We start from the raw sequence: 13,944 nt of genomic DNA, 5'->3' as shown, positions 1-13,944 counted from the left end.
GGGACGGGCGCACGGCCCGGGGGCACGGCGCGGCTACGTGCGCCACCTCGGCGGGTGCGCGGCCTGCCGGGCCCTCTCCTGGGCGGCCATCGACCACAGCCAGCACAGCCCGACGAGCGTGACGACCACCAGCCCGCCGTCCGAGAACAGCGTGAAGAGGTGCTTCTGTTCCACCGTGGGGCGCGGGATGTAGCCGTACTCGAAGAGGGCGCGCTGCTCACTGCTGGCCGTGAGCGCGAAGACCAGCCACACGGCGATGCCGTTCATCGAGTCCCACAGCGCGTGCAGTACGGAGACCCCGAGGTACGTGGCGAGCACGCCGCCCGTCAGATGGAAGCGGCCGTCCTTGCGGGCACCGAGCAGCGCGCCGCCGAGCAGCGCGGTCCACAGGCCGTGCCCGAACGGGGCGAGGATGCCGCGCAGCACCTCGGTCTCGACGAGGTCCCGCAGGGAGATGCTGCCGCGCTCGGTGAACAGCGCGTTGAACGCGTAGCCGGAGCTCTCGAAGGCGGCGAAGCCGAAGCCGACCGCCGCGCCCAGGACGAGGCCCGCGCGCACCCCGCGGATCTCGTGGTGGCGGCGCAGCAGCAGGACGAGCGCGAGGCCCTTGACGGCCTCCTCGATCAGCCCGACGCCGAGGAACAGCCAGACGGAGGGGTGCAGGAGGTAGTACTCCAGCACGGAGGCGCCCAGGACCCCGAGGACGCCGCCGACGACGAAGCAGCCCAGCAGCAGCTCGATGCCGAAGTCCTCCACGTGCCGCTCGTAGGCCCACAGCGCGAAGACGAAGGGCACCAGGAAGCTGCCGAGCAGGATGATCGTGGGCAGCAGGTTGGAGTTCTGGGTGGCGTAGGTGACGACGACGGCCAGCACCCACAGCGCGATCCCGCCGAGCAGACAGCGCAGCCACAGTCCGGGGCGCATACCGGCGGGCGGCGGTGTGGGCGGCGCCGGCGGTACGGGCGGGGCGGGGGGAGACGGGGGCGGGGACGGCGGGGGCATGGCCATACCGCCACCCTGGCACCGCGCGGGACGGCTGCGCCGCCACGGTGACCCGTACGGGTGAGGTCCCTGGTTCCCCCGTGACCCCCGCACCGTCGTTTGTCGTGACAGCGTCAAAAATTCACCTCCGGTGTCTACCCGCGTAAACCCGGGCGGCCGCACGATGAACCGAGGACGCGCGCCATGCGCCCGCACCCCCCAACCCACCGACCACCGACTGGAGTTCGGCAATGCGGTCCCCCCACACAACCCCCCACGCCTCTCCCCACATATCCCCCCACATATCCGCCCGCTTACCCCGCCGAGCGGCAGTCGCCGCCGGCGCCCTGCTGCTCGTCTCCGTCCCCGCCTCCGCCCTCGCCACCGCCGGCGCCGCGCAGGCCGCCGCGCAGGCCGCCGCGCCCGGCACGTACTCCCTGCTGGTCTTCCCCGACCAGGACCGCACCGGCGTCTACGACCTCATCGCCTCGGCGAAGAAGTCGGTGGACGTGACCATGTACGAGCTGCGCGACAGCAGAGCGGTCGACGCGCTCGTACAGCGGCAGCAGGCCGGGGTGAAGGTCCGCGTGATCCTCGACGCCAAGCACACCAAGGTCAACGACGCCGCCTACAACAAGCTCAAGGACGCGGGCGCGGGCGTGACCTGGTCCTCCTCCGACTTCGTCTACACCCACCAGAAGAGCGTCACCGTCGACGCCGCCAAGTCCCTCGTCATGACCGGCAACCTGGACGAGAAGTACTACGCGAACGACCGCGACTTCGGCGTCGTCGACACCGACCCCGCCGACGTCGCCGCCGTGGAGCAGGTCTTCGAGGCCGACTACGCGAAGACCTCCGTCACCCCCTCCGACGGCACCAGCCTCGTGTGGTCGCCCACCGACTCCGAGGAACGGCTGCTCGCCCTCATCAACGGCGCCAAGCGCTCACTGGACCTGGAGCAGTTGGAGTTCGGCGACTCCACGCTCGTGGACGCGGTGGTCGCGGCCCAGAACCGGGGCGTCGACGTGCGCGTCGTGGGCATGAACCCCGGCAAGTACGCGAAAAAATTCGACCAGGTCAAGGCGGCCGGCGGCAAGGTCGTCACGTACTCCTCCACCGAGGGCCTGTACATCCACGCCAAGGCCATCGTCGCCGACTACGGCACGGACGGCGCGAAGGTCTTCGCCGGCTCGGAGAACTTCTCCAACAACTCCCTGAACAACAACCGCGAACTCGGGCTGATCGTCGGGGACTCCGGGGTGCTCAAGGGCATCGAGTCCACGTTCACGTCGGACTTCGCGGGCGGGACGCCGTACGAGTCGGAGTCCTCGGAGGACGACGCCTCGGCCCGGGCCGCGTGACGAGAGACCGCGCGGCCACCGAGCCGATCTCCGTCGGCCGCGGGGCGGGCAGCTCCGCGGCCGGCTCTTTGTCCCTCACCCAGAGGACCATGACGAGCCGGGGAATGACGGCGGCCGAGAACGAGACGAGCTCACGAGCGCCACCTTCCGTGTGCAGCCGTCCAGTGCGCGTGCATCTGCTCACGGTGCCGGACCTCTGCCGTCCAATCGCCACGCGCCGTGTCCGCGTACCGGGCCTGGGTGAGCCGGATGCACTCAATGCAGTCCGTGTCACCAGGGACGATGACGCTCGGACCGGACGTGTGCGGCACGGGTACGACCGCGCTGTGCGGGCATGCTGCAGTCATCGATGCGCCTCCTGCTGGTATTTCGCCAACTCGGCCTCGATACAGGCCAGTCTGTCGCGGGTCCTGGTATCGGCGGCGGTCACCGCAGGTTCGCCGCCTGCCGGCTCAGCGCGTTGGCGGCTGCCACGCGTTCGCTCAATGCCTCCTTCCGGGGCGTGTGCTCCGCGTGCACATCACGCCGATGCCGCGCCCAGCCGTGGAGGTACTGCGTGACCACCGTGGTGTCGCCCGACTCGACCGATGCCCCTTCACCGTGGTGAATCAATGACAAGAAAACTGCTGGCAATTGCATGAGCAAGGGCGAGCTTGCCCGCCGTGTTCGCGCACGGGCACTCGCGTACGGACACCGGCACATCAACCCCGACGCCACGGCCGTACGACGATGGCTCGCGGGGCAGGAGGTACGTACGCCGTTGCCCACCCTCATCGCTGATGTGTTCTCGGGGCACTTCGGTCGGCGGATCACCACGTACGACCTCGGCTTGGGGGACGAGCCGGATCTTGACCGCCCCCTGACGTACAGCCCATCGTGGGCAGTGACGGTCGAATCGGTGACCGAGCTTGGGAGAGCGGACATGGATCGTAGGAAATTCCTCGCGGCAGCGCCGTTCGCAGCAGCCGCGGGTATCGGGCCGTCGCGGGACTGGCTGCTGAACACCCTTGACCAGGAACCCGAGCCGGGTCGGCGTGTTCGACTTGAAGACGTGATGAGCGTCCGGAACATGTTCGGAGCGTTCCAGGAGATCGACGTCATGCAGGGCGGGGGTTCGGGGCGGCTGGTGCTCACCGAGTACATGAACCAGCACGTCTACCCTCTGCTGCGCCGTACGTACTCCGAGAACGTGCGGCGAGCCCTGTGCGCAGCGGCCTCGGAGCAGACCTACCTGCTGGGGTGGATGGCCTTCGACGACGGCGAACACGGCACTGCACAGCGGTACTTGATCCAAGCGCTGCGCCTCGCCGAGGAATCCGAGGATGCTCCACTGGGCGCTCACGTCCTGGCAGGCATGGCAGACCAGGCCACGCTGACCGGAAACCCGCAAGAGGGACAGAGGCTTGCACAGGCAGGCCGCCACGGGCTCGCCCGAGCCAACGCCCCCGCCTGCCTCGCTGACCTGTGGGCCCTGGAAGCAAGGGCCTTGGCGGTGCTCGGGGACGGTACAGGGACAGCCAGGGCCGTGAACGAGTCCGAGCTCGCGTTCTCGCGAGTCGACCGGGCGAGTGAGCCCGAGTGGGCAAAGTTCATCGACGGGGCATACCTCCATGGTGAGTACGCCAACGCCTTCCGGGACCTGGACCAGGCGGACGACGCCGCCGAGCATGCCCGACAGTCGATCACCCATGCACGAGCCCAGAACCGAGCCCGCCGTGGGGCCATGTCGCAAGCAGCCCTTGCCGTGTCCCACCTCCAGCGACGGGACCTTGAGTCCGCCCACTCAGCCGGTGTGAAGACGCTCGACCTTGCTCGCCGCGTGAAGTCCTCGCGATGTGTGGAAGCGCTCCACGACGTGCAGCGGCGCATGGTCCCCTTCGGGAATCATCCCCTCGTGGCGGACTTCAACGAACGCGCACGCGTGCTCTTGGCCGCGTAACCAGCGCACTTTCGTCCGAGGCCCCGCCGACGCGGCTTCAGTCAGCGGCGGGGTCTCGTCGTGTCCAGCGCGACGCGTACCGCTACTGCTGACGGCCTGCCTCCGCGTGCCGGACACCAGCGGCGCCCCTCGGTGGCACCCCCTCACCCCGCCGCCGGCAACGCCTTCCGCACCCCCTGCCGCACCTGCACAACCCCCGTGATCACCCCGACCGACACCGTGACCACCAGCAGGGACCACCGCAGGCCCGCGTTGTCCATGAGGGCGGCGCCCAGGGCCGCGCCCGCGCCGAGGGCGAGGACGACGCCGAGGCGGCGGGCGACTTGCTGGGGGGCGGTGGTGTGGCGGCCCTGCGGGCAGGTGCTGTCGTCGCGGCGGCAGCCGCAGGCCGTGCCGGAGTCCTGTACGAGGGCGATGAGGGCGCCGGTCAGTCCGAAGGTGACGACGAGGTCCGGGACGGCGAGCCTGCGGATGGTCGCGCAGCGCACGCCCATCGCCGTCGACAGCAGCGCCGTGATGCCGTCCCGGACGGCCGGTGAGCTGTCCGGCACGAGCCAGGCGACCGCGGTGGCCGCGAACAGCAGGCCGGTCTCGGTCAGCAACGCCCACAGGAACCAGGGCTGTTGGCCGCGCAGCGCGGCCAGCCGCGCGCCGCGTCCGGCGAGGACGATGCCTGTCACGAAGCAGACGATGGCGATCAGCGGGCCGGGCTCGGAGTAGCCCGGCACTCCGCCGAAGGCGAAGCCGAGGACGATGACGTTGCCGGTCATCATCCCGATGAAGACCTTTCCGAGGCCCAGGAAGCTGATGGCGTCCAGCATGCCGCTCACCGTCGTCAGCGCCAGGATGACCCAGGGCAGTGGGTTGCCGCCGACGAGCGCCGCTCTCGACCGGGTCCACCTCATACGGGAACTCGCCCTCCTTCGTCTCGGGTGAACGTCTTCGTCTCGGGTGAACGTCCTGCCTATCAACCGCCGCCGTGCGACGGCGAGAACGCGCGCCGCTTCACGCCACCACCGGGGAAGAGTTCCCAGATCATCAAGCGATGCGGCCTTGACATGGAAGGTCTTCAGCAAGAACAGGCTGTAACTCAAAGCCATCGAAAGGGTCGTTGTACGAACGCACCACCGCGTCCCCACCGCGTTCGCAAGAGGAAAGGCCGACCGGAACCCGCCAACGGCCGTACGATTCACGCCAACCACGTTCGTCCGGTTTCCCGCCCGGTCCGCCGCGGGCTTCACCCGCCCGTCACCTCGGCGCCACCCGTTCCTCTATCGCCATGTCTATGCCGGTCGTACGGTCGCGCCATGAGAAGGCGCAGACGCTCAGGCATCACCGTCGCGGCGCTCGCCGCCACCGCCGCGCTCGTCTCGACCGCCGCCGCCACCGGGGCCACCGGAGGCCCGCACGGCGGCTTCGGCAAGGAGAAGGTCACCGGGCAGGAGACGCCCCGGGGTATCCTCCTGCCCTCCAACCAGCGCATCACGCCCTTCGGTTCGCGCTACCGCGTCGACGAGGGCCGGCTGCTGTCCAGCGCGCTCAGCCCGGACGGCTCCCGGGTCGCGGCGCTGACGTGGAAGAGTTTCACCGGGTACCTCACCGTCTTCGACGCCCGCACCGGCAAGGTCGTCCAGCGCGTCGGGACGGGATCGGGCAAGGACCGGCGGATCGGGGACGGTTCGGCGGGCACGGACGGCCCGTACTGGTCCCCCGACGGCCGCACCCTGTGGTTCCCGCAGGCGAGCGACATCGTCCGCTTCACGGTCGGCGCGGACGGCAAGGTCTCCGCGCCCCGCGTCATCCCGCTCACCGGCCCGCACGGTGCCGCGCTGCCGGGCGGGATGGCCCTGGCTCCCGACGGCTCCCGGCTCTACGTGGCGCTCAACGGCAGCAACACCCTCGGTGTGATCGACACCGCCACCGACCGGCTCGTCCAGGAGATCCCGGTCGGCAACGCCCCGCGCCAGGTCGTCCTCGACGGCGGCCACGCGTACGTCTCCAACGAGGGCGGGCGCCCGGCCAGGCCCGGTGACTTCACCAACCTCTCCGACGGCACCCCGCTCGTCGCCGACCGTACGACCGGCGCCGCGACCACCGGCACCGTCTCCGTCGTCGACCTCGCCCTGGGCAAGGAGACCGGCACGATCGGGGTCGGTCTGCATCCCACCGCCCTGTACCGCGACGGCAGTTCACTGCTCGTCGCGAACAGCAATGGCGATTCGGTGTCCGTCGTCGACACCCGTAGCCGACGCGTCACCCAGACCTTCAACACCAACCCGCTGCCCGGCTCCAGGACGGGCAGCGCCCCCAACGGCATCACGATGCCGGACGCGCACCACGTGCTGGTCTCGCTGGGCCGCGACAACGCGGTCGCGCAGTACCGCTGGGACGGCCCGCGCACGCCCGTGCGCTACGAGGGGCTGATCCCCACGGACTGGTATCCGGTCGGCGTCCAGTACGACGCGGCGCTGGGCAGAGTCGTGGTCACCAACGCGCGCGGCATCGGCTCGCGCGGCCCGCTGTCCACCGTCCACGACGGCCCCGACACCCCGCCCGCGACCGGGCACAACACCTACGACGACACCGGCACCCTCACCGTGTTCGCCCCGCCGTCCCGCTGGCGGCTGGGCCGGCTCACGCACCAGGTGTTCGTCGACAACGACTGGGAGAAGCTGCTCGCCGGCGGCGATCGCGCCGACCTGCTCGCCCGCCCGCGGCCCGTGCCCGCGCACCTGGGGGAGCCGTCGGCGATCGAGCACGTCTTCCTGATCGTCAAGGAGAACCGCACCTACGACCAGGTGCTCGGCGACATGGGCAAGGGCGACGGCGACCCCTCGCTCGCGCAGTTCGGCCGCCGCGTGACCCCCAACCAGCACGCGCTCGCCGAGCGGTTCGGCCTCTTCGACAACTTCTACGACGAGGCGACGCTCTCCGCCGACGGGCACAACTGGCTGATGCAGGCCGACGCCAACGACTACATCGAGAAGGAGTTCGGCGCCTTCTACCGCAGCTACCCCTCCCAGGGCGCCGACGCGCTCGCCTACCAGCGCACGGGTTTCCTGTGGGACGCGGCACGGCGGGCCGGGCGCAGCGTGGAGAACCACGGCGAGTACGTCAACCTCCAGCTGCCGTCGAGCGGTGCGCCCAGCTGGTCCGACTGGTACCGGACCTCGCGCATCCTGGAGGGCAAGGAGAGCGGCCGACTGCCCGTACCCACCGGCAAGTACCCCAGCACCTCCGACATCCCGTCCCTGACGGCCGTCACCAAGCCGGAGTTCCCCACCTTCGACACGGACATCCCCGACCAGTACCGCGTCGACATCTGGCTCCAGCACTTCCGCGAGGCGGAACGGACGGGCAGGCTGCCCGCGCTGACGCTGATGACGCTGCCGCAGGACCACACCGCCGGGACCAGCGGCAAGGACCCGTACCCGACCGCCATGGTCGCCGACAACGACCTCGCGCTCGGGCGGCTCGTGGACGCCCTGTCGCACAGCCGGTTCTGGAAGTCCTCGGCGGTCTTCGTCGTCGAGGACGACACCCAGGACGGCGTCGACCACGTCGACGGGCACCGGGGCCCGCTGTGGATCGCCAGCCCCTACGCCCGGCGCGGGGCCGTGATCAGCACGTACTACTCGCAGCTCAATGTGGTCCGCACCATCGAGCAGATCCTCGGCATCCAGCCGATGAACCAGCTCGACCGGGCCGCGGAGCCGATGTTCGACGCGTTCACCGACCGCCCGGACCTCACGCCCTACAGCGCGCTGCCGAACCAAGTGCCCCTGGACTACGGGCTGAAGAAGCCGGGCGTGAGCCCCGGGCAGCGCGGTGTGCCGCACGGAATGGAGCGGCTGGCCGAGCTGTGGGAGCGGTGGAGCGAGCGGCAGTCGACCGGCGGCACCGAGCCGGAACTGGACCGGGTCGACCCGGCGCGGATGAACCGCGTCACCTGGTACGAGGCCACGGGCTGGCGGCGGCCGTACCCGGGCGACACCCGGGTCCTGGCCCCGGAGGAGGTGCCTGGCGGCAGGGACGGCGCGGAACGCGACCGCGACTGAGGGGTGTTGTGCCGTACGGGCACGGTGGCCGGGGCGGGCCGGAAGGCAGCCCGGCCACCGTCACACAACCCCCTACGGCCGTATCAGGGTCACCGGAGTCACCGTCCGCTCCTCGAAATGCATCTCCGCTCCCACCTTCACCGGGGCGGCGTCACCGATACGGACATACACGTTCGCGTCGGACGGCTCGTTCCAGATGATGTAGCGGACCCTTCCCCCTCCCAGATAGGTCGCGGTGAGGCGCACGCCGTCGCGGTAGCCCAGCTGCATCTCGTCGCCCCCTTGCTCGAACGTGTAGAAGAGTTCGTTCTGCTGCGGCCCGTTCCAGCTGTGCGCGGCCTGCTCTCCGGCACCGGTGTAGAGGTCGGGCCGGCCTCCGGAGCGCGAGTTCGGCAGATGGACGGAGACCGAGCGGTCGGCGACGTCCTCCATGACGACGTCCAAAGAGACTCCGGAGCGCGCGGTGAACGCGTGCTCGTTCTGCTGGTGGGTGAAGCAGAAGGTCTTGTTCCGGCCGTCCGACATGCCGACGTGGAGCTTCATGCCGTACGACCCGTCCATGGCGTAGCGGGTCTTCCCGCGCCGGGTCTTCTTGACGTGCATCGTCACCGTGCGGTCCTCACCGCCCTTCAAGGTCACCCGGGCCGGGTGTCCGTGCCGGACCGGTGCCCCGAGAACCGCGGAGAGACGCGTCGGATCCTGGGTGAGGGTGACGTTCTTCGCGGCGTCCGGGAAAGCCGTCGCCGGGATTCCGGCGACGCTCCAGGAAGGCCCGCCGTGTGCTGCCGTGGCATCCTGTGTGCCGATTTCCGCGGTGCCGGTCGCGGCGGTACCGCCGGAATTCCCGGACACCGAGACCCGCAGCACGGCAAGTCGCCCGTCCTGGGCCGCGGTTGTCTCTCCTTCGGCCCAGTTCTCGCACTGCGTCATGGTCTCCTTCATGAACCGGTCCATCTCCTGGAGGATTTCTTCCTCCATGCCGTAGGTCCGCCAGCGGCCGTTGACGAACGCCGGAGAGTTGGAGTACGGCTTGTCGGACGGTGAGGGAGAGTTGTCGACGGCCAGCCACATGGCGAACTTGATGAGGTTCGGGTAGTTCCCGTCCTGCGCGCCGGCGAGTTCTTCCGTGAGCCCGTGCACGCCCTGGCGGACCAGCTTCGAGAAGTCGGTCTTCAGGGTCCGGTCGATCTCCGCCTTCAGGGTGCTGAAGTCGACGGTCTCGGGGGAGGTCGCGTTCATGGCGAAGAAGGACCTGATCTTGCTGATCTGCTCGTCCACCTCGGCGATCTTCTGCCGGGCCTCGCGTGCCTTCTGGTACCGGGGATCGCCGCTCACCCCGTTCACGATCAGCACCCTTTTCCCGGGCTGGATCTCGGGCAGGCACGCGGAGATGCCGTCGGGTCCCTTCCGGGCCGCGATCCGGGCCACTTCCTCCCGTGGGGTGTTGTAGAACTTGAACTGGCAGTAGTCCAGCTCGATCTGCTGCACCGCCGTCTCCCGCATGAGGACGAGGTAGGTCGCCAGGTCCTGGCGTTCCTCGGCGGAGAGCTGGAGGACCGCGGACAGCCGGCGCCGGAGGTAGCTCTCCCAGTTCTTCTGCATCGAGGCCCGGAAACCCTCCTTCCTCTTCTTGATGTTCTCCTCGGTGCGCACCCAGTTCTTGTGGTTCTGGTACTCGTCCCAGACCTCCGCGGCGGCGACCAGGAACACCGCGGCGTAGGGGTTGGACATGGCGTAGGGAAGCAGTGCCAGCGAACCGCCGTGGTAGACGATGCCGTCCCACTCGCCGTTCTCCGCCGACTCCACCAGACCGAACGCGTTCCCCACCCCGGGCACGATCTGGACGCCGTGCATGAGGTAGTCCCCCACGGTGGCCTCGCCGGACTTCACGAGGTCGTAGAACCCCTTGAGATAGAGCGCGAGGTCCTTGAGGTCGGCGGCGCTGTCGATCCCTCCGGCCACGCGCCGGGAGAAGCCCTTGCCGCTCTTGTGGAAGCCTCGCCGGCCCGTGCCGCCGTTGTCGCGCAGGGTCGTGGGGACGGGGTTCGAGACCAGCACGTCGCGGACCACGGTGTCGAGGTCCGACGCGGTGAGGGCACGGCTCTTCCCCGGTGCGAACCGCAGGGTCGCGAGGGCCGGGTCCCCGCCGTGGGGGGCCTGGTCCGGGCCCAGGACCGTCCTGACCGCCGGTTCGTTCTCGATCCCGTAGTACGCGGCCTGCTCACGGAGTTCGGCGAGGTCGAACCTGGCGCACAGCGCGTCCCGCCGCTGCCGGGACGAGGTGCAGGCAGTGAACACCGACAGCAGGGAGCTGCGGCTCTTCTCGTAGCCTTCACGGTTGAACCAGACGGAGCTCCTGACCGGGGCCACGTTGCCGGTGCTGTCCACGTCGATGCGGAACGCCAGGTGGACGCTGTCCAGGTCGACGCCGCCCCGTGCGTCCCACTCGGCCTTGTAGGCGCCGAGCGCGATCGCTTCCGTGGCCTTCGTCCTGCGTCCCTCCGGCTCGTTCGGATCGTTGATGATCCTTTCGAGTTCGCTCTGCACGCTGACGAAGTTCTCACCGGGCGCGATCACATAGACCCAGGCGTCCTTGCCGCCGAGGATCTGCGTCCGCTGCGCCACCATCTGGTTGATGTCCTGGCTCGTGGAGACGAGGTTCGTGTTCCCGCTGCCCTTGCGGGTGCTGATGTCCCAGATGTGGTTGAAGACGTCGTTGTCGGTTCCGGGTCCCGGCACCTTGAAACCCTGCTGCGCGGCGATGACTTCGGGGGCGCGGGAGTCCACCCGGTACACCACGGTCGGCCGTCCCCCCGACCGGACCGGCGTCTTGCCGGAGAGAATGTCGTTGGTCTTCGAGAAGACGTTGATGTCCTTCCTGATCCTGCCCGCGATCTTCTTGACCTCGGGCAGGGTGTCGGTGCCGGACGGCAGCGGAGCGCAGCCGCTGCCCAGCCCACGCTTGGTCCGGCTGCAACTGGTGGCCCACTTCCGGATCTGCGCCGCGTCGAGCTTCCCCTTGTTGTTCTGCTGGGAGACCACCCAGTCGGCGAAGTTCTTCGGTTCCGTCACGGCCGCTGTCAGCCGCCCGGAGTGCAGCGGCATCGTCACGATCTGGTGGTCGGTGCCGGGGAGCGGGGAGTAGAACTGCCGGATGTGGGGCTGCCGGACCGAGTTCCAGTCGGTGATGGCGTGGACGGTTTCCGAGAGAGGATCGTCCAGGCGTTCAGTGTTGATGTCCTGGGCTCTCCGCAGGGCTTCCAGCCGCTGTTCGAGCCGGGTTATCTGGTCCTGCTTCCCGGGGGACTTGTTCAGCTTGGTGATGCGCTCCCCGATGTCGCGCATCTCCTCTTCGATCTCTGTCTTGATCTTCTGCCACTTGTCCTCGACCTCGGTGCGGTAGAGCTCCTTCTGTATGTCGTCGACGGTCTTGCCGGGGCCGTACCGGGCACGCAGGACGTCCGGGTTTCCGTGCGTCCTGAGTTCGTTGATGTTCGTCGTGATGTCGTAGGTCTGCCCGTTGTGGGTGATGGTCACCGGACGGCTGTCCGTCTTGACGTCGTAGCCCTGCGCGTTCTGGCGTACGTGGCCGAACTCGTGCAGGACCGACTCGTCGGGCGTGGTCACGAACGGTTTCCCGTCCAGCACTCCGAAGTCGAACTCGGTGGCCGTCACCTGGACATAGCTGCCGGTTCCGTACCCTTCGGCGTTCAGCCTCGGGTTCGAGGGGGTGACGTTCGCCTGTCCGATGTCGCCCTTCTTCGCCTTGCCGAGTGCCTTGGCGAACGTTCTGGCGCGCTCCGAGTACACCCCGTCGGGGTGGGAGGACTTCGGGCTGACGCTCTTCGTCGGCGACAGCACGACCAGGCCCACCTCCCGGCCGTCGGCATCGTGCGGCACGGCCGGGCTCAGGTCCGTCTGGTACTTGATCCGGCCCATGGCGGGATCGATGTCGTCGGGGTCGACGACCCTGCCCCTCTCGATGAAGGCGAGCAGCTCCCGTTGATTGGACGAACCGTGCTGTCTGATCGCGTCGAAGAGGAGGAGGTAGTCCTTGACGTGGTCCAGCAGGGTCTCGTCCGAGAGCTTCGATTCCTTGAAGAACTCGTCCTCGCCGGCCACGCCCTTCAAGTCGTCGGAATAGAGCTTCGCCTGGATCAGGTCGTTGATGTTCGCGACGTCCGCCACCGCGATGTTGGGATGGACGAAGTAGACGGTGTACTCGAACCCGTCGGGGTGGGTCAGGGTCTCCGAGTGGAACTTCCCCTTGAGGTCGCTGACCGTCAGGGCGTCGATCTCCTCCTTGCCCAGGGTGTTCTCGCGGATGTGCGGTGAGCGTTCCGCGGCCCCGGCCCCGGGGAGGAACCCGCCCTTGTCGGCGGGCGTCGTCCCGGTCAGGCCGGTCAGCCACAGCTCGAAGTCCCGGGCCCACGCGTCGACGCCCCCGGTCCTCACGGCCGGTCGCGTGGTCACCTCCTGTGCGGGCCGCGGCGCGTCCGGTTCCTGGACCACCACGTGGTCGCCGGAGTCCACCACCGTGTGCACCGTGGCGTACTGGTCGGCTTCCTCCTCGCCGGGAGCCACTGGCTCCTTGACCAGTCGCACGGGTGGTGCCGGCACATCGTCGTTCTCCCCCTGGCTTCCGGACCGTTCGGTCTCCTGGCGCTTCTCCGGCTCCGTACGCTTCCCCGGCCCCGTACGCGTCGTCGGCGTTTTCACCGGCGCCGGCAGGTACAGCCGGTCCGCTTCCCTCTTGTACTTCTCCGCCAGGCTTGTGAGCTTGGCGACGCTCTTGTCGAACTCCTTGCGCTGGGCGGGGGTGTTGCCCTGGGCCTCGGCCTGCTCGGTCTGTATGCGTGCCTTCTCGCGGTAGGCCGCTGCCTTGGCGCGCGACTGTTCCGCACGGCGCGCGTTGTCCATGACCGCCGCCCGTTCCAGACGCCCGCGCAGTTCGAGGTCCTGGCGGGCCTTCTCGGTCATCGCGCCGAGGGCGGGCTTGTAGCCCGTCGCGTGGGCGACCGCGGGCAGCAGGTGAGAACTGTCCCACGCGTGCAGGAGCCAGGTGGCCCAGTGGTGGACGCCCCACTGGCTGCGTGGCCGTGCCTCGTGCGGGACGTTGGGGGAGGGACCGGTCCGGCCCGTGGCGTACTGCCACACCATGTCGATGTTCTGGACGACCTCGTGCCGGGCGTCCAGCGGCGTCGGAGCCGGGCCGGCCGGCGGCGCGTCACTGTCCGTCTCGGCCAGGCGCGTGTTCTCCGCCCACTGCTGTTCCATGCGTCGCAACTCGGCGCCCACGAGCCGGTCCACGGCTTTGGGGCTCATCATGCCGTTCAGCCCCAGGGGCTCACCGGGGAGCCCCGCGTCCCGCCACGCCTCGCGGTACCGGGCCTGCTGTTCCCGTCTGGAGGGCTTCCCGGGGCTCCGGTCCTCCGTCGTGTCCGGGGGGAGCGAGAACCGGACGTGCTTGTTCCCGGTGCCCTGCTTCTTCGCCTGCCCACCCTTCGCGGCGGAGTTCTTCAGGATGGGTTTGACGGGCTCGTGTTCCATGCTGGGGCGGTCCCCTTCGTCGGCACGGGGCATGGGTGATCCTGGGTGATCACGG

Annotated in this window: 7 protein-coding genes; 3 read left to right on the top strand and 4 right to left on the bottom strand. The window is 69.2% G+C overall.

Features of this window, described 5'->3' with window-relative positions; all coding sequences use genetic code 11:
- Nucleotides 1-33 precede the first annotated feature (33 nt).
- On the bottom strand, nt 34-1,008 hold the full coding sequence (locus ACFP1Z_RS11160; protein ID WP_390315881.1) for a PrsW family intramembrane metalloprotease: 975 nt from the start codon (nt 1,006-1,008) through the stop codon (nt 34-36).
- A 224-nt stretch (nt 1,009-1,232) separates the two neighbouring features.
- Here ACFP1Z_RS11160 and ACFP1Z_RS11155 point away from each other — a divergent pair, with 224 nt between their 5' ends.
- Nucleotides 1,233-2,342, top strand: coding sequence for a phospholipase D-like domain-containing protein (locus ACFP1Z_RS11155; RefSeq protein ID WP_390315880.1), 1,110 nt, complete (start codon nt 1,233-1,235; stop codon nt 2,340-2,342).
- A 426-nt stretch (nt 2,343-2,768) separates the two neighbouring features.
- Here the strand turns inward: ACFP1Z_RS11155 and ACFP1Z_RS11150 are convergent, their stop codons facing one another.
- Nucleotides 2,769-2,981 carry a hypothetical protein gene (locus ACFP1Z_RS11150; RefSeq protein ID WP_390315879.1) on the bottom strand — a complete coding sequence of 71 codons (213 nt, stop codon included), beginning with the start codon at nt 2,979-2,981 and terminating at the stop codon, nt 2,769-2,771.
- Here ACFP1Z_RS11150 and ACFP1Z_RS11145 point away from each other — a divergent pair.
- Nucleotides 2,980-4,281: a transcriptional regulator gene (locus tag ACFP1Z_RS11145; RefSeq protein ID WP_390315878.1), complete on the top strand. Its 1,302-nt coding sequence runs from the start codon at nt 2,980-2,982 to the stop codon at nt 4,279-4,281. The genes ACFP1Z_RS11150 and ACFP1Z_RS11145 overlap by 2 nt on opposite strands.
- A 143-nt stretch (nt 4,282-4,424) precedes the next feature.
- On the opposite strand, the gene ACFP1Z_RS11140 is transcribed toward ACFP1Z_RS11145, so the two are convergent.
- The gene (locus tag ACFP1Z_RS11140; protein ID WP_390315877.1) at nt 4,425-5,186 is read right to left on the bottom strand and encodes a YoaK family protein; all 762 of its coding nucleotides are present in this window, start codon (nt 5,184-5,186) and stop codon (nt 4,425-4,427) included.
- 402 nt (nt 5,187-5,588) lie between these two features.
- Here ACFP1Z_RS11140 and ACFP1Z_RS11135 point away from each other — a divergent pair, with 402 nt between their 5' ends.
- Nucleotides 5,589-8,339: a bifunctional YncE family protein/alkaline phosphatase family protein gene (locus tag ACFP1Z_RS11135; RefSeq protein ID WP_390315876.1), complete on the top strand. Its 2,751-nt coding sequence runs from the start codon at nt 5,589-5,591 to the stop codon at nt 8,337-8,339.
- 72 nt (nt 8,340-8,411) lie between these two features.
- Here ACFP1Z_RS11135 and ACFP1Z_RS11130 read toward each other — a convergent pair whose 3' ends face one another.
- Nucleotides 8,412-13,889: an enterotoxin A family protein gene (locus tag ACFP1Z_RS11130; protein ID WP_390315875.1), complete on the bottom strand. Its 5,478-nt coding sequence runs from the start codon at nt 13,887-13,889 to the stop codon at nt 8,412-8,414.
- Nucleotides 13,890-13,944 lie beyond the last annotated feature (55 nt).

The organism is Streptomyces gamaensis (assembly GCF_042656465.1).
Lineage (GTDB): Bacteria > Actinomycetota > Actinomycetes > Streptomycetales > Streptomycetaceae > Streptomyces > Streptomyces gamaensis.
Note: the sequence above shows the minus strand (reverse complement) of the source record. Positions and strands in the feature narration are given on the sequence as shown.